This window comes from Winogradskyella thalassocola, from assembly GCF_900099995.1.
Classification (GTDB): domain Bacteria; phylum Bacteroidota; class Bacteroidia; order Flavobacteriales; family Flavobacteriaceae; genus Winogradskyella; species Winogradskyella thalassocola.
The window spans coordinates 569,017-592,880 of sequence record NZ_FNCZ01000001.1; the positions used below are offsets into that span (position 1 = coordinate 569,017).

General features: G+C 32.5%; 23 protein-coding genes. 2 read left to right on the plus strand and 21 right to left on the minus strand.

Annotation, left to right across the window (positions count from 1 at the left end; translation table 11 throughout):
* Window positions 1–2: 2 nt before the first annotated feature.
* The 13 genes from BLT80_RS02415 to BLT80_RS02475 all read right to left on the minus strand — a co-directional run bounded on the left by BLT80_RS02415 (window position 3) and on the right by BLT80_RS02475 (window position 12,961).
* The gene (locus BLT80_RS02415; RefSeq protein ID WP_092465990.1) at window positions 3–539 is read right to left on the minus strand and encodes a GNAT family N-acetyltransferase; all 537 of its coding nucleotides are present in this window, start codon (window positions 537–539) and stop codon (window positions 3–5) included.
* Window positions 536–1,600, minus strand: coding sequence for an N-acetylneuraminate synthase family protein (locus tag BLT80_RS02420; RefSeq protein ID WP_092465991.1), 1,065 nt, complete (start codon window positions 1,598–1,600; stop codon window positions 536–538). Before BLT80_RS02420 ends, BLT80_RS02415 begins: the two co-directional genes overlap by 4 nt.
* Entirely contained in the window at window positions 1,575–2,471 is an 897-nt protein-coding gene (locus BLT80_RS02425) for an SDR family oxidoreductase (RefSeq protein ID WP_092465992.1), read from the minus strand. Before BLT80_RS02425 ends, BLT80_RS02420 begins: the two co-directional genes overlap by 26 nt.
* Window positions 2,468–3,163 carry a pseudaminic acid cytidylyltransferase gene (gene pseF / locus BLT80_RS02430; protein ID WP_092465993.1) on the minus strand — a complete coding sequence of 232 codons (696 nt, stop codon included), beginning with the start codon at window positions 3,161–3,163 and terminating at the stop codon, window positions 2,468–2,470. The genes BLT80_RS02425 and pseF overlap by 4 nt, the downstream gene beginning before the upstream one ends.
* A gap of 7 nt (window positions 3,164–3,170) precedes the next feature.
* Window positions 3,171–4,190 carry a UDP-N-acetylglucosamine 4,6-dehydratase (inverting) gene (pseB, locus tag BLT80_RS02435; RefSeq protein ID WP_092465994.1) on the minus strand — a complete coding sequence of 340 codons (1,020 nt, stop codon included), beginning with the start codon at window positions 4,188–4,190 and terminating at the stop codon, window positions 3,171–3,173.
* A gap of 300 nt (window positions 4,191–4,490) precedes the next feature.
* Complete coding sequence (rfbD, locus tag BLT80_RS02440; protein ID WP_092465995.1) at window positions 4,491–5,342, minus strand: dTDP-4-dehydrorhamnose reductase; 852 nt, start codon at window positions 5,340–5,342, stop codon at window positions 4,491–4,493.
* On the minus strand, window positions 5,339–5,884 hold the full coding sequence (gene rfbC, locus BLT80_RS02445; protein WP_092465996.1) for a dTDP-4-dehydrorhamnose 3,5-epimerase: 546 nt from the start codon (window positions 5,882–5,884) through the stop codon (window positions 5,339–5,341). Before rfbC ends, rfbD begins: the two co-directional genes overlap by 4 nt.
* Before the next feature lies 1 nt (window position 5,885).
* Complete coding sequence (rfbA, locus tag BLT80_RS02450; protein WP_092465997.1) at window positions 5,886–6,749, minus strand: glucose-1-phosphate thymidylyltransferase RfbA; 864 nt, start codon at window positions 6,747–6,749, stop codon at window positions 5,886–5,888.
* Between the two features lie 55 nt (window positions 6,750–6,804).
* Window positions 6,805–7,821, minus strand: a complete 1,017-nt coding sequence (rfbB, locus tag BLT80_RS02455; protein WP_092465998.1) for a dTDP-glucose 4,6-dehydratase — start codon at window positions 7,819–7,821, stop codon at window positions 6,805–6,807.
* On the minus strand, window positions 7,814–8,866 hold the full coding sequence (locus tag BLT80_RS02460; protein WP_092465999.1) for a hypothetical protein: 1,053 nt from the start codon (window positions 8,864–8,866) through the stop codon (window positions 7,814–7,816). Before BLT80_RS02460 ends, rfbB begins: the two co-directional genes overlap by 8 nt.
* 3 nt (window positions 8,867–8,869) lie before the next feature.
* On the minus strand, window positions 8,870–10,561 hold the full coding sequence (locus tag BLT80_RS02465) for a DUF6909 family protein (RefSeq protein ID WP_092466000.1): 1,692 nt from the start codon (window positions 10,559–10,561) through the stop codon (window positions 8,870–8,872).
* 28 nt (window positions 10,562–10,589) lie between these two features.
* Window positions 10,590–12,092, minus strand: coding sequence for a GH3 auxin-responsive promoter family protein (locus BLT80_RS02470; protein WP_092466001.1), 1,503 nt, complete (start codon window positions 12,090–12,092; stop codon window positions 10,590–10,592).
* Window positions 12,092–12,961, minus strand: a complete 870-nt coding sequence (locus tag BLT80_RS02475) for a M23 family metallopeptidase (RefSeq protein WP_092466002.1) — start codon at window positions 12,959–12,961, stop codon at window positions 12,092–12,094. The genes BLT80_RS02470 and BLT80_RS02475 overlap by 1 nt, the downstream gene beginning before the upstream one ends.
* Window positions 12,962–13,076: 115 nt before the next feature.
* On the opposite strand from BLT80_RS02475, the gene BLT80_RS02480 reads away from it, so the two are divergent.
* Complete coding sequence (locus BLT80_RS02480; protein WP_092466003.1) at window positions 13,077–13,259, plus strand: twin-arginine translocase TatA/TatE family subunit; 183 nt, start codon at window positions 13,077–13,079, stop codon at window positions 13,257–13,259.
* Window positions 13,260–13,354: 95 nt separating this feature from the next.
* Here the strand turns inward: BLT80_RS02480 and BLT80_RS02485 are convergent, their stop codons facing one another.
* From BLT80_RS02485 to BLT80_RS02500, 5 genes are all read right to left on the minus strand, one after another.
* On the minus strand, window positions 13,355–14,335 hold the full coding sequence (locus tag BLT80_RS02485) for a DUF4837 family protein (protein WP_092466004.1): 981 nt from the start codon (window positions 14,333–14,335) through the stop codon (window positions 13,355–13,357).
* Between the two features lie 24 nt (window positions 14,336–14,359).
* Window positions 14,360–15,919, minus strand: a complete 1,560-nt coding sequence (locus tag BLT80_RS02490; RefSeq protein ID WP_092466005.1) for a LysM peptidoglycan-binding domain-containing protein — start codon at window positions 15,917–15,919, stop codon at window positions 14,360–14,362.
* Between the two features lie 228 nt (window positions 15,920–16,147).
* Window positions 16,148–16,885 (minus strand): hypothetical protein, encoded by a 738-nt coding sequence (locus BLT80_RS02495; protein WP_092466006.1) that lies wholly within the window; start codon window positions 16,883–16,885, stop codon window positions 16,148–16,150.
* Window positions 16,886–16,948: 63 nt separating this feature from the next.
* A complete protein-coding gene (locus BLT80_RS19980) occupies window positions 16,949–17,119 on the minus strand; it encodes a hypothetical protein (protein WP_175455535.1) in 171 nt (56 codons plus the stop codon).
* A gap of 14 nt (window positions 17,120–17,133) precedes the next feature.
* Window positions 17,134–18,321, minus strand: coding sequence for a phosphoglycerate kinase (locus BLT80_RS02500; RefSeq protein WP_092466007.1), 1,188 nt, complete (start codon window positions 18,319–18,321; stop codon window positions 17,134–17,136).
* A gap of 65 nt (window positions 18,322–18,386) precedes the next feature.
* On the opposite strand from BLT80_RS02500, the gene BLT80_RS02505 reads away from it, so the two are divergent.
* Window positions 18,387–19,547 carry a DNA polymerase III subunit gene (locus BLT80_RS02505; RefSeq protein WP_092466008.1) on the plus strand — a complete coding sequence of 387 codons (1,161 nt, stop codon included), beginning with the start codon at window positions 18,387–18,389 and terminating at the stop codon, window positions 19,545–19,547.
* A gap of 33 nt (window positions 19,548–19,580) precedes the next feature.
* On the opposite strand, the gene BLT80_RS02510 is transcribed toward BLT80_RS02505, so the two are convergent.
* From BLT80_RS02510 to mnmG, 3 genes are all read right to left on the minus strand, one after another.
* Window positions 19,581–20,141, minus strand: a complete 561-nt coding sequence (locus BLT80_RS02510) for an OmpH/Skp family outer membrane protein (RefSeq protein ID WP_092466009.1) — start codon at window positions 20,139–20,141, stop codon at window positions 19,581–19,583.
* Window positions 20,142–20,401: 260 nt separating this feature from the next.
* A complete protein-coding gene (locus tag BLT80_RS02515) occupies window positions 20,402–21,262 on the minus strand; it encodes a class I SAM-dependent methyltransferase (RefSeq protein ID WP_394331381.1) in 861 nt (286 codons plus the stop codon).
* A 692-nt stretch (window positions 21,263–21,954) separates the two neighbouring features.
* The gene (mnmG, locus tag BLT80_RS02520) at window positions 21,955–23,826 is read right to left on the minus strand and encodes a tRNA uridine-5-carboxymethylaminomethyl(34) synthesis enzyme MnmG (RefSeq protein WP_092466010.1); all 1,872 of its coding nucleotides are present in this window, start codon (window positions 23,824–23,826) and stop codon (window positions 21,955–21,957) included.
* Window positions 23,827–23,864: the final 38 nt, after the last annotated feature.

The window sequence follows — 23,864 nt, forward strand, 5'->3', positions numbered from 1 at the left end:
CCTTATATATTGTAATCACTTTTTAGTAAAGAAATAATATAAGAATCCCAATATTTACCATCTTCAAAACAATTTTGTCTAAGTAGTCCGTCTTGTTTAAATTTAAATTTCTTAGTAAAGAAATCTATTTTTCTGGTATCGAACTCATATAGTTCCATCCAAATTTTATTTAAGTTTAGATTATTAAAACCATAATCTACTAATAGCTTTGCTGCTTCATTAGACACTTCTTTATCATCTATATAAATATCATCCTTACCAATATAAAACGAAAAATCTGCAGATCTGTTAATCCAGTTAATATATAACAAACCAGCAGCACCTATTGGCTCATTCGTTTCTATATTTACAATAGTAAACATGAAATTTATATGCTTAGTATTCTGAATACTTTCGAACCATTTTTCTTGATCTGTTAAAGACAATTCCCTAACTTCTCTAAAGTTTCTTCTAAAGTCTACATTATTTCTCCAATCTCTTAAAAACTTTAAATCTTCTCTCTCTAAAGCTCTAAGTCCAACTTTTTTTCCTTTTATCATACGATACTTTCTTTTGTGAAATGTTCCCCAAACACAATATCTTTCTGCAGTTTCTTTCCTATTAATGAATCTAGTTGATAAGGTTGATAACCACCTTCGCCTATAGGTCTAAGAGGTTCTAAATCCGTTTTTGATAATACATGTCCAGCTTTTAAATTAGATGCTGCACATATACATCGTCTTTGTACAACATAGGCTTGTTTCTCATTATCTTCTACACGCTTAACTCCATCACCTAATGCGACCAATAACTCATAAGATCTGTCAACCATATCTCTCCAAGTTGTTGGATTCATTGCAAAACCATGATCTGGACCAATTTGATCGTTACTATCCGTAAAATGCTTCTCAATGACTCGAGCACCTAAGGCAATACTACCAAGAACTGTCGCATGACCACTAGTGTGATCTGATAACCCTAACATGGTATTAGGATACATTTCTTTATAGGTATTTAAAACATTTAAATTACAAAATTTAAAGTTTTCTGCACTACCTGTATAATTTGTATTGCATTGCATTAACACAATATCATTGGTTTTGCTTAATGCCAATTTCATCATTCGTTCTACATCTTCAATATCGCAAGCTCCAGTAGCAAGTAATGTAGGTTTGCCTTTACCTAAAACATAATCTATAATCTCTAACCAAGAGGCATCACCTGAACCAATTTTGTATAATTCAACAAATGAATCTACTAAATCAACAGACTCAAAATCATAAGGACTTGTAAAATAATCTAATCCTACTTTATCACATTCAGCTTTTAAAATGGGTGTCCAATCTTTATTTATACTTGCATCTTCATAAACCTCAAATACCGACTTCGCCCAATTAGATTGATGCGAAAGTTTACCTTTCATGTTCTCAAATCCCAACTTGCTAACAATCTTCTTCGCTGAGAAATTTTGAAATTTTGCCGCATCAGCTCCTGCTTCTTTAACTAAATGAATTAATTCAATAGCTTTTTCTAATGAACCGTTATGATTAGCACCTATATCTGCAATAAAATATAACGTATTATCGTCAACTAATTTATTTCCTAATTTTATCTGCTTCATAATATTGGTTTATAGTTTGTATTGTATTTGCAAGCTTTGGTAATTTCCTCTTGTATTTATCTTGATAATAGACACAACTCAAGGTTTGATCATTACAACGCTTGGCTCTGTCTTTAAAAGATGATATTAAACCACTCCTTACAGTCTTCGTTTCTAATTTTAAAGACTTTAATAGCTCTATCCCAAACTTATATTTGGTAACAATTTCAGTGCCCGAAATATGTAATATTTCATTCGGAAAATCTTCTAAAGAGATTATATGCTTTATTTCATCTGCTAGCTCCCAAATAGAAATAGGATTAAACACAACATCGTCAAAAAGAGAGATATCTTCAGAGGTTTTAGAAGCATTAATTATCCATTCTACAAAACCTGCTTTTTTAGAATTTAAGTTTAGCCCAACAATAGTCGTACGGATTACACAAAACGGCCTATCGCTAAATTTAATAAAAAATTCTCCTAGTTCTTTTGATTTTCCATAGACATTTTCTGGTGAAACACAATCCGTTTCTTTTGCTAAATGAAGGTTAGAAGGAAATACCGCATCCGTTGAGATATAGATAAATTTAACCTCCTTATTTGCCGCCTCTGAAAATTTTTTAACTGAAATACCGTTAATGCTAAAAGCCTCTTCAGGGTTATTATTACAGTAATTTCCATTCGTTAAAGCACCTGAAAGTATTATAATATTAGGGTTAGACCACTCTATAACTTCGTTATAATTCTCAGCGTTTAAATCTAAAACTTTATAATTTTTCGGTTGCTCATCAAAGTTAGAATTTCCTGTTCCAAAAACCTCATGTTCATCCTCTAACATATTAGCTAAAGTCGCCCCTAACATTCCTGATGCACCGGTAATTAAAATCCTCATTTAACATTTTTTAAATACTTATACTTAAATTCGGCCATTTCCCAATCGTCCACTGTATCTATATCGTGAGATTCTATTTCTTTTAATTCAATATAGCCCGTATTATCATTCCAAAGTCTGTTTTGGGTAATCATTTTATCTGTTTTAAACATATAGAATTGACCTAAATCATGATATGATGCTTCCAAATCTTGCGTTCTTAATTGCATATTTTCTGGAGCAATCATTTTTATTCTATGATTTACTAAAACTTTTAAAGCTCTTTGAATAGGGTGACCGTATTTTAAAACAGGAAAAACACAATCTAAGTTATCAAATTTTAGCTTCTTATAGCTGGAAGTTAAGATTTGTTCCGTTACAAAAGGTGCGCATGGATAAATACAACAGGTATAATCAAATACTTGTCCTACTTTTTTGTAAGCCTCTATTACCTCAGCAATAACATCAATTGTAGTTGCAACATCATTAGAGTTTACTTCACTTCTTAAAAAAGGAACTTTTGCACCATACTCTATTGCAATTTTAGCGATTTCCTTGTCATCTGTAGACACCATAACCTCATCAAAAAGATTACTTTTTAATGCCGCCTCTATAGAATATGCAATTATAGGTTTACCTAAAAAGAACTTTATATTCTTTCTTGGTATGCGTTTACTTCCGCCTCTTGCCGGTATAATGGCTATTTTTTTCATGTTAAAACTACACTTCAAATGTTGAATCTACATGTTCTTTTATAAGATGTCTTAAACTTTCAACTGTTTCCCATTCTTCGTTATCACCAGAGTTATAACTAAAGCCTTGTTCTACTTTTTTAGCATTAAAGGTTTTTATAAAATCCTCTGTTTTCCATTTATGAGTAGCAGGTAATATAGTGTAATATTTTCCAAGATCATAGGTGTAAAAGGAATCTGATGTTGTTATCATTTCTTCATGTACTTTCTCGCCTGGTCTAATACCAACTATTGGTTTCTCACAATTTGGACCAATAGCTTCTGCAACATCCGTAATTTTATATGATGGTATTTTTGGAACAAACAATTCTCCTCCCCAAGCATGTTCTAGTGCATGCATAACCATATCTACCCCGCCTTGAAGTGATATATTGAAACGCGTCATATTTGGGTCTGTAATTGGTAATTTATTTTCCTCTTTTTTCTTATTGATAAAAAATGGAATTACAGATCCATTAGACCCCATAACGTTACCATACCTAACTACAGAGAATTTAATAGGTCTATCCCCTTTTATATTATTAGCAGCTATAAATAGTTTATCTGAAGTTAATTTGGTTGCTCCATACAAATTAATTGGTGCACAGGCTTTGTCTGTAGATAATGCTACAACACCCTGAACATTAGTTCTCAAACAAGCATCTACTACATTTTCGGCTCCGTTTATGTTGGTTTTTATACATTCGTCTGGGTTGTACTCTGCGATATGTACATGTTTCATTGCTGCAGCATGAATAACATAATCAATATTTTGAAAAGCCCTAACTAAGCGCTCCTTATCCCTAACATTACCTATAAAAAATCGAATTTGTGGATATCGATCAGGTGGATATTCTTGAGCCATTTGGAATTGCTTTTGCTCGTCCCTAGAGAGAATTACCAACTTTTTTATATCTGGATAGGTCTTGAAAATATGCTTTGTTAGTGCCTTTCCTAATGAACCAGTACCGCCTGTAATTAATATAGATTTATCCTTTAAGCTGAACATAAATACGTCTTGTTTAATGTAATACCATCTGAACGTTTAAATGGTATAGCAAAAATACTATTATTAATGGTTTCAGCAATATATTGTGAGACTAAACCTATAAGAATTAATCTTTTTAATCAATAGTTAAGAATCAATAATAACTTAATTAATTTACTATAATTACCCTAATCCAATGCTATATAATTAACAGGACCATAGCGTGTATTAAGAATGTCTAATTTGAGCTTGTAAATTGGTCTTTACAGGTTTTTAATTCCCCAAACGATTGAAGTAATGACAAATACTTATTTTAAATATTCACCCCTTATAGGCTTTAACTATATTTTCAACACTTTTTTGCCAAGTATTGATTTCCTTATAGATACGCTCTGTTTTACTAAGGTCAAAAACACTATACTTAGGACGCTTGGCTAGCGTCTTAAACACTCCTGAAGGTTTTATACTATCTGTTTTTTTCGAATTATAATTTTTAGCAACCTCTTTAGCAAACCCATACCAAGTGGTATTTCCATTTGCTGAAAAATTGTAAATCCCGTAAGGAATTGAATCCTTATCAATCAAATGAATTATAAAGTCTGCCAAATCTATACAACTCGTAGGAGTACCCTCTTGTTCTGTTGTAATATTTAACGAAGCATCGTCTTCAATTTTATTAATAATAGTTTTTAAGAAGTTTTTACCGTGTAAAGAATATAACCAAGATGTTCTAATTATGTAATGAGGTTTTAATTGTTCTTGAATAAAAAGTTCGCCTTGCAACTTTGATTTTCCGTATTGATTAATAGGATTTGTCTGATCAGTAACAGTATAGGGTTTGTTTTTTTTTCCATCAAACACATAATCCGTTGAGATATGTATGAGTTTTACGTGATACGTATTACAAACTTCAGCTATATTCTTTGCCCCTTCTGCATTAATTAAAAAAGCGTCTTCTGTATTAGTTTCTGCACCTTCTACATCGGTATATGCAGCGCAATTGATACAATATTTAAAACCCGAATCTTTAAAAATAGCCTTTAAACTGTTTTTATTCACAATATCTAAATCATTGCGTGAAAAAAAATGAAATTTAATAACTTCTGAGGGACTGTAGTCTTTAATTGTTTTACCTAATTGGCCATTAGCCCCAAGTACAATTACTTTTTTCATAACCTTGCATTCTTAAAAGTTGGTAAGAGTAAATCCTTATCCGAAATAATCAAATCTTCCTCTAAAAACTTCCAATCTATAGCTAAATTTTCATCGTTGTATAATATCCCTGCTTCTGCTTCCTTATTATAAAAATTATCACACTTATAACTAAATATAGTTTCATCTTCTAATACAAGAAAACCATGTCCAAAACCTCTAGGCACAAATAATTGAGTTTTATTTTGTTCTGAAAGTTCAATGGTAAAGTGCTCACCAAAAGTGGTAGAATTTGATCTTAAATCGACAACAACATCCAAAACCTTACCTTTAATTACTCTAACTAATTTTGCTTGTGCGTACTGACCTAATTGATAGTGCAAGCCCCTTAAAACTCCTTTAGAGGATTGAGATTCATTATCTTGAACAAATTCAACATCTATACCCAATGCTTTATTAAACGCTTTTTGATTGTAGTTTTCTACAAAGTATCCACGTTTATCCTTAAAAACTTGAGGCTCTATTACAAAACACCCCTTTAGCTTGGTCTCTTTTACAGTCATACTATTCGGATACTAAACCTAATAAGTGCTTTCCATAACCACTTTTTGTTAATGGTTTAACCACTTTTATAAATTGTTTCTTATCAATATAGCTCATTCGATATGCAGCTTCTTCTATAGATCCTATTTTTAATCCTTGGCGCTCTTCTATAACTTGTACAAATTGTGAGGCTTGCATTAAAGATTTAAAAGTACCTGTATCTAACCAGGCTGTACCTTTATCTAACACACTAACTTTTAACTTTCCTTGACTTAAGTACATTTTATTAACGTCTGTTATCTCTAACTCTCCACGTTTACTCGGCTTAATATTTTTAGCAATTTCTACAACTGAATTATCGTAAAAATAAATACCAGGAACAGCATAATTTGATTTCGGTTTTTTAGGCTTCTCTTCAATAGAAACCGCTATATCGTTTTCATCAAATTCTACAACTCCATAGCGTTCAGGATCGTGAACATGATAAGCATAAATTATACCTCCGTTTGGATCATTATTTTGCTGCAACAAATCTGCTAATCCTGTACCATAAAAAATATTGTCACCAAGAATCAGTGCAACCTTATCCTCTCCAATAAAATCTTCACCAATGATAAAAGCTTCTGCGAGTCCGTTTGGCGATTCTTGTACGGCGTATTGAAAGTTGCAACCATATGATTTTCCATCTCCTAAAAGTTTTTTAAATAGTGGTAAATCTTGAGGTGTAGAAATAATTAAAATATCCTTTATGCCAGACCACATCAATGTAGAAATAGGATAATATATCATGGGTTTATCGTAAATAGGCATTAACTGCTTACTCACGGCCAAAGTTAATGGGTGTAATCTTGTACCAGACCCTCCTGCTAAAACGATTCCTTTCATTTACTAAATCTTTTCCAATATGGTGTTACTTCGTTTTCAAAAAACAACATTAACCCTATTGCATTTTATATTTTTTAATATACCATTTTATGGTTTTAACGATACCTGACTCAAAGTTTTCGTCTGCAATCCATCCTAATTCACTTTCAATTTTAGAGGCATCAATAGCATATCTAAAATCATGACCAGGCCTATCCTTAACAAACGCTATTTGTTCTGAGTATGGTTTGTCTTTTGGTTCTAATTCATCTAAAATATTACAAATTTTATGTGCTATATATAAATTATCACGTTCGTTTTTGCCCCCTATATTATAGGTTTCACCTGCTTTTCCGTTTTGAAAAGCTAAGTTGATACCTTTACAGTGGTCTTCAACATATAGCCAATCTCTAATATTCTTTCCATCTCCATAAATTGGAATAGGCTCATTATTTAAAGCCTTTCTGATTATAGTTGGAATTAGTTTTTCATCGTGCTGTTTTGGCCCGTAATTATTACTGCAATTAGTCGTAACGACATTCATTCCATACGTGTGAAAATAACTTCGAACAATAAAATCTGAGGATGCCTTTGAGGCGCTATATGGACTATTAGGAGCATAAGGCGTTTGTTCTGTAAACAAACCTGTAGATCCTAAAGTACCATAAACTTCATCCGTTGAAATATGATGAAATCTATTAGTTTCACAGCTGTCTTTAAATGAAAAAGGCGCATCCATCCAATGGTTTTTAGCTACATTTAGTAAATTAAATGTACCATAAACATTAGTATTAATAAAAGCATCTGGATGCTTAATAGAGTTGTCTACATGAGATTCTGCAGCAAAATGAATGACGCTAGAAAAATCATAAGTGCTAAAAAGCTCATTTATAAGTTCTGTATCACAAATATCTCCTTTAATAAATGTGTAATTATAATTGTCCTCAAGTTCTTTTAAATTAGAAAGCTCACCTGCATAAGTGAGCTTATCTAAATTAACAACTTTAATATTCTTATAATGTTCTAAAAAATAGACTATAAAATTTGAACCTATAAAACCTGCTCCACCAGTTATTAAAACATTCTTACTCATAATTTTTAATAAAATTAAAAACTTTTACAATAAAGAAACTTAATAGAAATAGGACTAACACTAAAACAGGAAATATAAGTGAGTAACGTTGGCCCCAACCATGACTCAAACTACCAACCTTACCAAATGAAGACAATACATCAAAATAAGTATTTTCTTCCGCTACAGCTTGATTTAAATAATTTAATGACCTCCTGATCTCTTGCTCTTTTAAAAATAACTCATACTCTTTGGTTGCTGTTTTCTCCTCCTGAAGTGGTAATGCTCCACTTATACCTAGAGATAATTTATTATTTTGAGATTGATTTTTGAGAACTTCTAAATACGTTTTCTGAATACTATCTAAGCGGGATAATTCTGTTGTATATGATAATCTTTGGATATATGCCGTTGTATCTCTTATCTTTTTTTGATGTTTCGAAAAATCATTCTCAAATGTTTTTCTAAACCCTTCATGTAACTTTGGGAAGATATCGATTTTAAATGATTTAGCCTTAATAGCAAATAAGTCACCTGATAAAAGATCTCTATTTTTTAAATATTCAACATAACTCAACTCATCAACCAATGAGGTGTCTATTGATTTTACATATCCATTATACTCAACAAATAAGTCATTTTGGCTCTCTGGGCCAGCCTCCAATTCAAAACCCACCAATTCTTTAGCTTCTAATGTGTCTATTTCAAAAATATTGGACAACTCCGTAACATTACCAGAACCTATTAGTGAATTAAAGTAATCAATATGACTAGACAATTGATATTTAGAATCAAAGTGAGGCTTAACCACCATTTTAGAAAAATAAACTGGTTCAACTGTCTTCTCATAAATGTAACCAACTATAAACGTAATTACAAGTACAGCAGCAAGAAGTTTAAAATACTCCACTAAAGGTTTTAGCACATAAATTATTGCAGAAAAAATGCCCTTAAAAATTCTCCCAATAAAAGAAAAGAACTTTTCAAATAGCTTTCCAATTGCATTAAATAACTGCCCTAAATCAACCTCTTCATTATCGGGTTGCTGTGATAATTTCTCACTCATGTGTTATGAATTAAATATTTGTTCTAGTATTTTTTTTGTAATTACGTATGTTGGCTTGACACCAGAAGTTCCTAAACCACCAGAAGCTAAAGTACCTCCTGTTTCTAAAGGGTTATCACTCGCATAATAAGCATATCTTACTTTAACATCTTCGTTTATACTGCCTCTAACTCTAGATGCTGCTTGAATGGCTTTTTGATAATGCGCTCCTTCCATCTCTAAACCAATGACATTCCATGTTGATTTTTTAAAGAATTTTAAAATCTCTTTATTCTGAAGCGATGTACCTAAAACTGTCACCATTGTACCTTCAAAAACAGAAACACCACAGTCTAGCAAATCCTTTTTACTTAATTCATTTTTAAAAGGATAGTTATCTGCTGTGCCTTCAAAAATATGTGCTGTCGGAATCATAACATCTCCTTTACCACCTTCTAAGATGCCTGCTTTTCCCATAATTGAAATAGATTTTACATCTAGATGAATGTCTTTTCCATCGACATGTATTGGTTTCAAAAACTCATCTAAAGTTTCATAGGCTTGTTCTCCAAAGGCATAATCCATTACAAAAATAACAGCTTTATCTTCTTTAGCTTCCTCTAGATAGTTAAACTCAGTTTTAGAAAAATCGATTTTAGCCGTATCAAAAATCTGAATATCTATATTCGTTCCAGAGGTATCATTTATTTGAATCATTCCATTTTGCAACGCTAGTTTTTCAACTTTATTGCGTAGATCCGAATTTTTAGAATTACTTAAGGTCTCGTACGTTTGAAAAATATCTTTTTTAGCATCTGCACCTTTAAGCGCACCTTTAGCAAATAAAGAATTCATAACACTATGCATATTGGCACTAATGATATGGATTGGTCGTTCTAATAGGCCATTTTTATGCAACTCAGCCTTTATGGTATCTGCCCATATTTCACCATGGATATGATGCCCTAGGCGTTCTCTTAAAACAGGACTAAAGGTTATAGTACGTTTTGAATTATTAATGGTTTCTTCTATGGCAAGTTTACCTAACCAATACACAATGTGTAGTAAACGTTCTGGCTGACTTTCGGTAGCAAATTTTGGATACGCCTCAGTAAGTTCATTAAATGTTCTTCCTAGAATATTAGCCGTATGCGTAATCGCTATTTCACGTTCTTTCTGCGTAAGTTTCTTTGTAGAAAGCACAGCATTCTCTAATTTTTGCCAATCTCTAACCGTTGAACCATCTTCATCAATGATAACACGTTTACTGATTTTATGAGACTCTACAAACAGAAAGGTAAGGTGCGTTAATATATCGTAAATCTCAGAGCGACCTCTTGTGATTTCAATATTCATTTGCTCATCATCTATACGATAGCAATTACGTCTTCGTTTTGGTGGAATTATAGCTTTAAAGTGCGAATTTCCATAACCTTCATCACTTGTTAGGTTAATAAATGTACATTCCTCTATTCCTTGTGGTAAACGATCTACCACATAAAGTAAACCTTCTAATTCTGCTTTTTCTTCTCCAATAGAACCATAGATTTCTGGTCGTAATAACAATAATGCTTCACGTAATGTTTCACCAGAAACTCCCATGGGTTTATAAAACCCACGATTAAACAGGTGTCTCATCGTAATATACATGCGTTCTATAGCACTAGAACTCTCTTGAGCTCTAGTTCTTCCTTGTTTCTTTTTATTTGTAATCATAATCTTAATTTGACCTACAAATATAGGCTTATTTGATTAATTTAAGTTGATGCATACTATCTGCAATTTTTCTATCATTAGCGAGTCTTGGAATCTTATTTTGACCGCCTAATTTTCCAATTGATTTCATATACGTTTGAAATCCGTCTTTTTTAATTTTTGTAATTTTTAATGGTCTAAGAACTTTCCCTTTAATCAAATCCAAATAATAACTATTTTGTTGCTGTAAGGATTGCTCTAAGGCTTCAATTAATTGCGGCTCATTCTCTGGTTCATTTTCAAACTCAATTAACCATTCGTGATACGGTAAGCCTTCCTCTGGACTTATTTGAGGTGCAACCGTAAATTCATTCACTGAAATCGAAGTGTCTTCAGTTGCTTCCTTTAAAGCTTGCTCTACTTCTTTCCCAATAACATGCTCACCAAAAGCAGAAATAAAATGTTTTATTCTTCCACTTACAATCACTCTATATGGTTTTAGTGATGTAAACTCTACAGTGTCTCCAATATTGTATGCCCAAAGCCCTGCTGTTGAAGAAATAATCATTACATAATTTACGCTTAACTTAACATCTGCAATTGTTAGACGTGTTGGATTCTCCTCAAAGAAATGTTCTGCCTCTACAAACTCATAAAATATACCTGAATTTAGCTGAAGCAACATGCCTTTTTCATTCTGTTTATCTTGAAATGCAAAAAAACCTTCACTCGCAGGATATAGTTCTATACTAGCTACTTTTCGTCCTATTAAATTCTCGAATTTAGCTCTGTATGGTTCATAGTTAACCCCTCCAAAAATAAATAGATTGAAGTTTTTAAAGAGATCACCAACGTTCTTACCCGACTTTTCAATCAGTTTTTCAAAATACATTTGCACCCAAGATGGAATCCCAGAAATGATGCTCATATCTTCATTTATAGTTTCATCTACAATGGCTTCAACCTTAGTTTCCCAATCATCAATACAGTTAGTTTCTAAGCTAGGTAATCTATTTTTTTGAAGATATTTAGGGACGTAATGCGCTACAATTCCTGAAAGTCTACCGAGCTTTATACCATTCTTTTCTTCTAAAATTGGACTGCCTTGTAGAAAAATCATTTTACCATCTACAAATTTTGCATTTCCTGTTTCATGGATATACATCAGAATCGCATTTCTAGCCGCTTCAACATGCGTTGGCATACTTTCCTTTGTTATTGGAATGTATTTTGCTCCAGAGGTTGTCCCAGAAGTCTTCGCAAAATAGATAGGTTTACCTTTCCAAAGGATATCTTCTTCACCAGCAACAACACGTTCTACATAAGGTTTTAAATCTTCATAATCTCTTATGGGAACATTATTTTGAAACTCTTTATAACTCGTTATTCCAGCAAAATTGTGGTCTTTTCCAAAAGCGGTGTGCTTAGCTTCAGAAATTAAATTTTCGAAAACTTTTTGTTGGGTTTCAACAGGTCTAGAAGACCATTTTTTAATACGTTTTGCCACATATTTAGCAAATGGCTTAGAAAGTACAGCTTTAAATGAAGGCATTATTCGAAATTGATAAAATTAGTTGGATCTATAGCGTATCCTTTACTCCATAATTCAAAATGAAGGTGAGGCCCAGTGGTTAGTTCGCCTGCATTACCAGACATCGCTATGACTTCACCAGACTTTACAACATCTCCTTGAGATTTGGTGATTGCTGAATTATGTTTATAAACAGAAATCAATTCTCTATTGTGTTCTATAATGACTACATAACCTGTTTCTACAGTCCATTCTGCAAAAATCACAGTGCCATTTGAAGTCGCTTTTACAGGAGTATTAACTGGTACAACAACATCTACAGCATAATGTTTTTCTTCTAAATTATAACCTTCAGAAATAGTACCATTTACGGGTGGAAATAAAATATAACTCGATTGGTCTCCAGAAACCTCAAACAAGTTGTACTTATCTTCCTTAGCTACTTTTTCTCTTAAAAGTGAATCTTCTTTATTAGTAGGAACTTGTAAAATATCTAAATCATTTTTAGCTGCTTCAATAACAGAATCTCTATTAAAATCTAAGGTAGCGACATCTCCTGTAAGTACTTTTCTAATTGATGCATAATAGCGTTTATTTAATTCTAATTCTTGAACCAATGAATCCGTTTTGTAATTCAACATGGTTGCCTTCTTTTTTAATTTTGCTGAAGAATACCCTGGAATATATTCTCTTAATGGCGTAAATGCAATCAATAACACGGTAAAGAACACCAATGAAATTGCAGAAAGCGATGATAATATAAAAACGTTTAATCGGGTTAACTTAATAGCAAAACGCTCTTCAAAAGTGTCTTCGTTGAGTATAACCAAACGATACTTATGCAGTAACTTTTTAGTGAATTTCTTTTCTGATTTTTTCTTTTTTGCCATCGAAACAAAATTAGTTAAAATACTCAAATACTCTTATGATAAAGTCTTAAAGTTGCCACAACAACGTTATTATTAAACTATAATTACTTAACTTTGCTGTCTAAATTAAAAAATTATGAGTTTAAGCATTATACCTCTATTCGTTGGTCCATGGCAGTGGGTTATCATAGGTCTTGCAATTCTTTTATTGTTTGGTGGTAAAAAGATTCCTGAATTAATGAAGGGATTAGGAAGCGGAATTAAAGAATTTAAAGACGCTAGTAAAGACGAATCTGCCGAGAATAAAGAAAATAAATAACGCAGAATCAATAGATTTGGATCTGTTGAAAATAAAAAGAGGTCATCTAAAAACATAATTTTAGATGACCTCTTTTAGTTTATTACTACCGTAAATTAATTGATAGTTATCGATTTAATAATCGATTCTAATTCAAAAATATAGTCTCGTTTCTCTAAGGACGGTGCATAAACATAACCATCAGCAATTAAGTAACGGTTATTTATTTTATCTTCTATAGCATACGTAATAAATGGTCCTGCCATAGTGAAGCCTTTCATTACCCACATACCTCTTACTTCGTAAGCTGGTTTATTATCTATTATGGTTTTAAACATTGATGGAGCATAAGCGTCTTCAACGGCCATATAAATACCATCTTCACCTGGAATTTTAGATTTGGTAATCTCATCTCGCATCTTAACAATATCTACAATCGTACTATCTCCTATAGAAATAGTTTCAAATGGCACTTCATAAAACATAAGTTCCATCGTTTTTGTATTTGAAAGGTTTTTACGTACCCAGAAAAAATCATCACCAGCTTTACTGATTCTATACACCGAAGGAATATTAATAGTAATGCCTAATTTATTTTCCATTTCCTTATCATTTAACAATGATAAATTGATACGTCTTTGCTTTTCCTTTACTTCTTCTTTAGTAAAAGCATCAATGATTTTAGCTTTATTTTCTTCTAATTGCGCAATAATCTCTTTGTCGGTTTTACCTCCAACTACAGCTACTGTTTGCGGTTTAGCAAAAGCGTCATTTACAATTTTAGTAGTCGCTTCAATATTCCCTTTTTCAATTTTAAGTACAATTCTACTTCGTGCAGCAAAACCATCAAACACCTGAGTTGGAATTTGTCGCATATTAAATATTGGTTCTTCTGTTGGTAAGCCATTTAAGGGAGCAGCAAAAATATCTCGAACCCTTTCTCCAACTTCACCTTCCCAAACAATATTATCTGCTACAATAGAAATTGTATTCAAATTTCCGTTTGAAGCTGGTAAATAAATAGTTTTATCGTCTTCTTTTTTATCTCCACATGCTAATAACAACACACAAAATAATACAGTGTAAAGCGCTTTCATAAGTTTATAATTTTTGTTGATTTACTATTTAGACACAATTAGCGTCATTCCTATTTTGAGTTTATTACTACTAATATCGTTCCAATCTTTAATATTTTGAACAGAAACTCCAGAAAACTTTTGAGAAATAGTCCAAAGTGAATCTCCAGACTTAACTTTATAGGTTTGTTTTCCTGCGGCATTCAATACTTTTTTAGTAGATGTTGAAGTACTTGAACCACCATGATTTTTAGGGTAAATGGTTAGTCGCTGACCTATATCCAGGTTATTACTCCTTAGATTATTCCATTGTTTTAGCTGACTTACTCTAACCCCATACTTCCTTGCTATTTTCCCAAGATAATCTCCACTTTGAACACGATACCTAATTTTTGTGTCATCACTAACAACCTGAGGTAATGGCTTTTCGCGCTTATTAAATTCGGTATTAGCAAATTCGTAAATTCTATCTTCATGCGTTACAAAAGTACCAATAGCTTCTCGTGGCAATCGTAACGTATAAGTTTTACCTTCGACCTTCGGAATAATATCGAGTTTATACGCAGGGTTTAAAAACTGTAATTCTTCTATTTTTATACCTGTTGCCTCAGACACATGGTTTAAAGAAATCATTTGTTTTACATGAACCGTATCCGTTTGCACAAGCTGAAAAGGTGGTCGTTCTGGCTTAAAGCCATGTTCTTCTGCATATTCAAAAATGTACATCGTCGCTAAAAATGCAGGCACGTAACCAGCCGTTTCTCTTGGTAAGTTATGACGAATATTCCAATAGTTTTTAGAACCGCCAGATCGTCTAATCGCTTTATTTACATTACCTGGTCCAGAATTATAAGCTGCTAATGCCAAATCCCAATCATTAAAAATACGATATACTCTATTTAAATATTCGGCAGCTGCTTTAGTAGATTTTATAGGATCACTACGATCATCTACGTAACTGCTCACATTTAAATCATGCTCTTTTCCGGTTCCGTACATAAATTGCCAGATACCTGTTGCACCAACACGAGAACGCGCTCTCGGTTTTAATGCCGATTCTACAATCGCCAAATATTTCATCTCTAACGGAATATTTTGACTGTCAAATTCTTGCTCAAACATTGGGAAATAAAAGTGACTTAATCCCATTAAGCGCTCTAAAGAACTACGTCTATGTTTAAGGTAACTTTTAATAACACTTTCTAAAGAGGCATTATATTCTACATTAAATGGCGTTCTAGCATTTAGTCTTGCTAGTCTTGCTTTTAACGTATCTGTTGGAAGCTCAGGATAGTCTACAGGTTTATAATCCATCTCTGTTACCGATTTATAAATCGTATCAAAAAGTGAATTACTATACAATTCCTCTAACCACTTTTTATCGAGTTCAGCGGCTTCGGGTAAATCCTTAAGGTTTTTAACCCCAGTGGTATCTATAATAGGCTGTATTTTCTCACCAGGCTTGAATAGTTTACCATCAATAACCGAACCTTTGCTTGAAACAACTTCAGATGACTTTTTTGAAATACTATCCGTTTGAGTTTGAGAAAACCCAATACAAACAGACAAGTACATACAAGTCAATAAAAATCTTTTTAATGTCATAGTTTACAAAAATTGATTAAGTCAACTTTTTACCAATTGAAATGATTTTTATAAAAGAAATAAACACTTCTTTTCCTAAGTCAATTAATAATCGATATCACGTTGCAGGTAATACAACGTTATATCGCTAAAAATAGTATTTTTTTGCTAGCTACCTTACAATAGCTGTAATTTCCAATAATGCGCAACGTAATACCTTGATACGCGCAAAAGCAATCCGTTTATTACCTAATTAGGAACATAATAAAAAATTGGAGAATTTCTAAAGTTTGGCTCCCCAGCAATACTTCTTTTTGTTAGGTCGCCATTTGTAATATTTATTACCCCTGTTTCATTACGGCCGTCTCCTCTATCAAAAAATTCAAAGGCATCTTCATCTTCATCATATCCAATGGAGGAACGTCCTAAAAATGAATACCCATCGGTAATATCATAAATAATATTACCCTGAATATCTGTTAAATATTCATGAGTTTCAAAATTATATTCTTTTCTTCCTATTAAATATTGCCCTTCAGAATTACCAAATCCTTTAAAAAAGTTGAAACTGATATTTGTATGTTCACTTATGAGTGAAAAGGAGTTTATATCTATCAATTTAACACGTTTTAAAGACGAGTTAAATACACTCTCCATCAACATCAATGTATTTGTACCACTAAAAAAACTATTAGCTTCTATACCATAGCGATCCATTCCGAAATCAGTCGTAATGTTTCGTTCTAATACTTCAGTACCATTTTCAAATGTTTTTAAAACAGCATGGTAATTATTGAGTCCGAATATAGCATGAAACCTGTTTTCAGATTCAAAATAGACTTTACTCATAAGTTGCTCGTTTTCATCAAACTCAATTATCGTTTCTTGTGGAGTAAAATAATACTCATCAGAATTGAATATTTCCGATAAATTAATTCTATTCAGAACAACATTATTAGAAAAATCATTTCGAGTTAAAAAGAACATTTCATTAGTGCTCTTTTTGTTATAATAGCCTAATATGGATAAAATACTATTTTGTGAATCGCTTTACTTTACAACTTCGTTTGTTTGATCTCCAATAAATACAATATCACCATCATCACTAAATAATACTTTATACCTTGCATCTGACTGGTTGTTTGCAGATGAATCATCATTAGACGAACAGGCCATAACCATAAAGGCCACCACAAGTAATAGACTATTATTTAATTTCATAAACTGAGCTGTCTTTAATTTAAAATTGCAGCAATACCAGGTAAAGTCTTACCTTCTAAACTTTCTAACATTGCTCCACCACCTGTACTTACGTAGCTTACTTTGTGTTCAAAACCAAATTGTTTTACTGCAGCAACAGAATCACCACCTCCTACTAAAGAAAAGGCTCCATTTTTAGTCGCATTTGCAATAGAATCACCAAGTGCGATAGTTCCTTTAGAAAAAGTTTCTAATTCAAAAACACCCAATGGGCCGTTCCAAAGTATGGTTTTACATTGGTTAACAACAGCATCAAAATTTTCTCTCGATTTTGGACCAGCATCTAAACCTTGCCATCCATCAGGAATTGCATTAACATCACAAATTTGCGTATTTGCTGTGTTGCTAAAATCATCTGCCGCAACAACATCTACTGGTAAATGAATTTTTACACCTTTAGTTTCCGCTTGCTTTAAAATTTCTAAAGCCAGTTCCATCTTATCATCTTCGCAGATAGAATCACCGATTTTACCGCCTTGTGCTTTAATGAAGGTGAAAGTCATACCACCTCCAATTATTAAGTGATCTACCTTATCTAAAATGTTTTCTATCACTGTAATTTTAGAAGATACTTTTGCTCCACCTAAAACTGCTAACACTGGTTTTTCACCATCTTCCATGACTTTTTTAATACTCTCAATCTCTTTCGCTAACAACAAGCCAAAGCATTTTGCATTAGGAAAAAACTCTGCAACTATCGTTGTAGAAGCATGCGCTCTATGTGCTGTTCCAAAGGCGTCATTCACATAAATATCACCTAATTTTGATAATTGCTCTGCGAAATGCCTGTCTCCTTGCTTTTCTTCTTCGTGAAAACGTAGATTTTCGAGTAATAGAATTTCACCTGGCTCCAATGCATTTGCCATTTCTTCAGCCTCTGCACCTACACAATCATTTGCAAATTTTACCTCTACTCCTAAAATGTCTTCAATTTTATTTACAATGTGTTTTAATGAATATTCATCTTGCACACCTTTTGGACGACCTAAATGCGACATTAATACGCAACTTCCTCCATCTTCTAAAATCTTAATAATTGTTGGTTTTGCTGATACAATTCTTGTAGCATCGGTAACCTGAAAATCATCATTTAATGGTACGTTAAAATCGACGCGTATTAATGCTCTTTTATCTTGAAAGTTGAAATCGTTTAGTGTCTTCATATTTTTGGGTTTTGAAACACAAATATAAAGATTAGAAACAGAAATTTTTTATATAGTTTTGCTTTATGCAATTTTCTAAGGTTTTAGGTCAAAAACATATAAAGAATCATCTTACTACAAGTGTTGATGCTGGCAGAATTGCCCATGCACAACTTTTTGTGGGTCCGGAAGGTTCTGGCACACTCCCAATGGCGTTAGCTTATGCACAATATATATTGTGTAGCAATGTAAATGGTGAAAATACAGGTGGAAAAGAATCCTGTAATATAAAATTTAAGAATTTTTCGCATCCCGATTTGCACTTTGCATTCCCTGTTACAACAAGCGATAAAGTAAAAAGTAAACCTGTTTCTAAATATTATCTCGAAGAATGGAGACAACTTTTAGATCAGCAACCTTATGGAAACCTTTTTGATTGGTATAAGCTTTTAGGTGTAGATAATAAACAAGGTCAAATTGGTGTTGAGGAAGCTTTAGAGATTGTAAAGGCACTGACCTTAAAATCATATGAAGGCGGGCACAAAGTGATGCTCATATGGATGGCAGAAAAAATGAATACAGCTAGTGCCAACAAGCTTTTAAAACTAATTGAAGAGCCACCAAAAGACACCATATTTATTCTTATCGCTGAAGAGGAAGAACAAATTATTAGTACAATTAGATCACGTTGTCAAATATTACACTTTCCGCCACTAGCAGAAGAAGCTATTTCTGAAGCTTTAGTGAAAAACTATCATATTGAAGAATCAGTTGCTACAAAAATAGCACACCAATCTAATGGTAATTATAATAAAGCATGTGATCTTATCTATCACGATAGTGAAGACATTCAGTTTGAAAAATGGTTTGTCTTCTGGATCCGCTCTGCATTTAAAGCTAGAGGAAATAAAGCAGCTATTCACGATTTGATTTCTTGGTCGGAAGAGATTGCCAAAACCGGACGTGAAACACAAAAGAAATTTCTTGATTTCTGCTTAAGCTATTTTAGACAAGCCTTATTACTCAATTATAAAGCAGATGAATTGGTTTATTTAGAACCAAAGTCTGATGATTTTAAACTCGAAAAGTTTGCTCCTTTTGTTCATGATTCTAATATTTTAGAAATTTCAGATGAATTACAGGATGCTATTTATCATATTGAACGAAATGGAAACTCTAAGATTATTCTTACAGACTTATCCATTAAACTAACGCGTTTACTGCATAAAAAAAGCCAAGCTTCTTAGGCTTGGCTTTTTAAAACAAATTACTATTTGTTATTATTTCTCTGTAGTTGCTTCAGCTGAATCGTCTTCTACTTTAGAATCCTTTTTACCGTAAGCTGCATTAATCTCTGTTGTTATCACATCTGTAATATCCTTAGTCTCGATTCCATAAACCACACTACCAGCTTGGTTTTTTCCTAGAATAAATGTGTAACCATTCTTTTTACCATAATCTTCTACAAATTTGTTGAATTTTGAAAGAACAGAATCCATCTCTGTTCTAAACATTTGATCCATTTGTTGTTCTTGTATTTGCATCTGTTGCTGAACTGGTTGCCACTTTTGAGAAAAGGCTTGAGATTCTTCTTGTTGTTTTTGTGGCGATAATTGACTTATACGTTGTTGTATTGATTGCATCTCCATTTGATAAACTCTCGCGATACTATCTCTTTGTTTCGCAAAACTTTCATCCTGAGCTTTGAACTTATCCTCAACATCAATTTTCATTTGATAAGCATTAATAATCTCTCCATTATCTATAAATGCAATTTTTTGTTGCTCTTGGCAAGACGCAGCAGAAATCAAAACTGCTAAACTTAAAATTATTTTTTTCATGTTTAATATTGTTTAAATAGTTGTGAATGTTTTTAAAAAACGTTTCGAGTTTTTGGTTCAATTAAATTTTTGCAAATGTATAAAAGTTAGGTTGTGATTTAGGAAATTATTTAACTATTGATAATTTCTATTAATATTTAGATTTACAATTTCTAAAATCAATTCAAAACGAAGCGAAATAAAGCGTTTTAAGAGCTTTTTGAAATTTTCCATTCCTCTAACTTATTACATACACTAATAACAGAACAGAGTTACTTATATTAAGAATTGTCGTTCTGTAAGACATAAATATGCGAAGAGTATTCACCAGTACGTTTTGCTTTACGATTAGATTGCCATCCAACCAAAAATGCTTTCACCGCATTCATAAATCCAGATTTATATTTTTCTGAAAGTAGGCAGACATAATACGCATCAAATTTCATTGGTAAGGTTTTAACCAACCTAATATTTTTTTCTTTGAATAATTCTGAAATTGAAGTTTTAGAAAAATGCCAAAGGTGCCTTGGTACATCATAAGCTGCCCAAAAGTTTTTGTAATACTCAGCATCGTAACTTTTATAATTAGGAACTGCAATTACTAAAGTGCCATTTGGTTTTAAAAGTGATTTAAATAAAGCTGTGTGCATTTCTAAATCTGGCAAATGCTCTAACACATGCCAAAGTGTAATAACATCAAAACTGTGAGGTTTTAATTTTTTTAATTCCTCTGTTTCAAAAACAGAATTATTTGTTTTTGAATTCGCAATTTGTCGTGCACTTTCGTTAGGTTCAATTCCTGTAATTTCCCAATGATCTTTTAAAGCGGTTTCTAAAAAATCCCCAGTCCCGCATCCAATATCTAAAAGTGTTTTAGATTCAGACTGAAAAGAGTTTATTAATTTCAATTTTCTTTTTAAAGAAATTTCTCTCACTTTGTGGTAGGCGAATTCTAGTAAATTTCGCTTCGTATCTGTGTGCGAAATGTAGTCTTCACTTTGGTAATATTCCGAAAGTTTTTCACCTTCAGGTTGTGGATATGTTTCTAACATATCGAGTTCCTTATTATGCACTAATTGGAATTCTTCTTTAGAAACAGAATGATCTTTTAAGCTTAAATATGTTTGGTTATTTTTTGACACAATTACACTTCTACTTTTAAAATGAATTACAATATTAATTATATAAATTCACTTCTATTTGTTTAACAAATGAAATTTTAGTCTTATTTAAACAAAAAAAACTGAGAATTTTTAACTGATTATTGATTCTAAATTACACCAACAGAATTATGAAATCAAACCCTAATCCATCTGATTTCGATTCAGACATTTTATATCGATCAAACGACATAATTATAAATACTGAAATCTAATTTGGAATCATCCGTTTTATAATTCGATTTTAAATCAAAACTAAAATGTCACCTTTATAGCTACTTAATTATAGACTTTAAAGACGTCTATTTCGTCTATTTGTTTTACTGAATACTAAAATACTTTACGGATTGTACAAAATAGTATTCCTCTTTAAAATTTAAAAACTATGTTTTTCATCCTTACAAAACCATGATTCAGATTTACAAGAAGCAAACACTTTATTATCTTTTTTTTACTTCTACCCTATGATGCATAAAATCAAAATTTATAAAGAACGTTTGTAACATAAACAGAAATCAGATTAGACTTCGTTTTATGAAATCTACTGCAATTATTCTAACTAGATTTTAGAGTTTTTTAGATCTAATATTACCATCAAAATAGATTTACATTCTTCAATTGTTTCACGTGGAACATTATAATACTCAATAATGAGATTCCTGCTTCTGCAGGAATTAGCGTCCTAAGTAAACCAACAACACAGAAATATCATTAGGGTTCACTCCACTAATTCGAGATGCTTGAGAGATGGTTACAGGCTGAATCTTGGTTAGTTTTTGTCTTGCTTCAATACTCATAGATTTCAATTTTGAATAATCAAAACCAGCAGGAATTTTTAAATTCTCTAGTCTATTTAGTTTGTCAGCATTGTTCTTTTCCTTCTCAATATAACCAGCATACTTTACTTGAATTTCAGTTTGCTCTATAACTTCAGTATCTAAATTATTTGCTTGTATATACTGTTCAACTGATTCAAACTGCCTAACATCATCGATAGTAATATTCGGTCTTGCATACAATTTAAACATCTTGTCTTGTTGCTTAACAGGCGCCGAATTTTTTGATTCTAAAATCGGATTTGCTTCATCAGGAGTTACACTTGTCTCTCTAAAAAACTGTACAAAAGCATCCGATTTAGATTGCTTTTCTTCCATACGTTTTAAACGTTTTTCAGAAGCTAAACCTAAATTATACCCTTTTGGTGTTAATCTAAAATCAGCATTATCTTGTCGTAATAAGGTTCTATATTCCGCTCGTGACGTAAACATTCTATACGGCTCTTCAGTCCCTTTTGTAATTAAATCATCTATTAAAACTCCGATATAAGCCTCATCACGTTGTAAAGTAAAAGCATCTTTTTCTTGCACTTTTAGACTCGCATTTATACCCGCCATTAAACCTTGAGAAGCGGCTTCTTCATATCCTGTTGTTCCATTTATTTGTCCAGCAAAATATAAACCTTCAACTAACTTTGTTTCTAAAGTATGCTTTAATTGTGTTGGTGGAAAATAATCATATTCGATTGCATATCCAGGTCTAAAGAATTTTACATTTTCAAATCCCACGACAGAACGCAAGGCTTTAAATTGAACATCTTCTGGCAAAGATGTAGAGAACCCATTAATATAATATTCGCAGGTTTTCCAACCTTCTGGCTCAACAAATAATTGATGACTATTCTTATCCGCGAAACGATTTATCTTATCTTCAATCGACGGACAATAACGTGGTCCCACACTTTGAATTCTACCATTAAACATTGGCGAACGATCAAAGCCTTCACGAAGTAAATCGTGAACCAATTCACTAGTGTGCGTCATATGACAAGAACGCTGCTCCTTTAACGGTTGCGTAGTGTCTAAATAAGAAAACTTTTCAGGATGTTCATCTCCTGGCTGCTCCACCATTTTAGAGAAATCTAACGAACGGCCATCAACTCTCGGAGGAGTTCCGGTTTTCATTCTACCAGATTCAAAACCTAAATTAACGAGCTGTTCTGTAATTCCTGTTGCGGCTCTTTCACCTGCTCTACCACCCCCAAAATTCTTATCACCAATATGAATTAATCCATTCAAAAAAGTACCATTAGTTAAGACCACTGACTTTGCTCTTACTTCAATTCCGAGTGAAGTTTTTACACCAACCACTTTATGATTTTCCACAATTAAGCCAGAAACCATTTCTTGATAGAAGTCCAAATTAGGAGTGCCTTCTAACATCAATCTCCAATCTTCAGCAAAGCGCATTCTATCGGATTGCACTCTTGGACTCCACATGGCAGGTCCTTTAGATTTGTTCAACATCTTAAATTGAATGGCAGATGTATCTGAAACAATTCCACTATAACCTCCTAAAGCATCAATCTCTCTTACAATTTGTCCTTTCGCTATTCCTCCCATTGCAGGATTACAAGACATCTGTGCAATGTTTTGAAGGTTCATGGTAATCAGTAAGGTCTTACTTTCCATATTTGCCGCAGCAGCTGCCGCTTCACTTCCAGCATGGCCACCACCAACAACTATAACATCATAAACTTCGTTAAACATATCGTAATTCCTTTTTGTTCCACGTGGAACAATTAAAT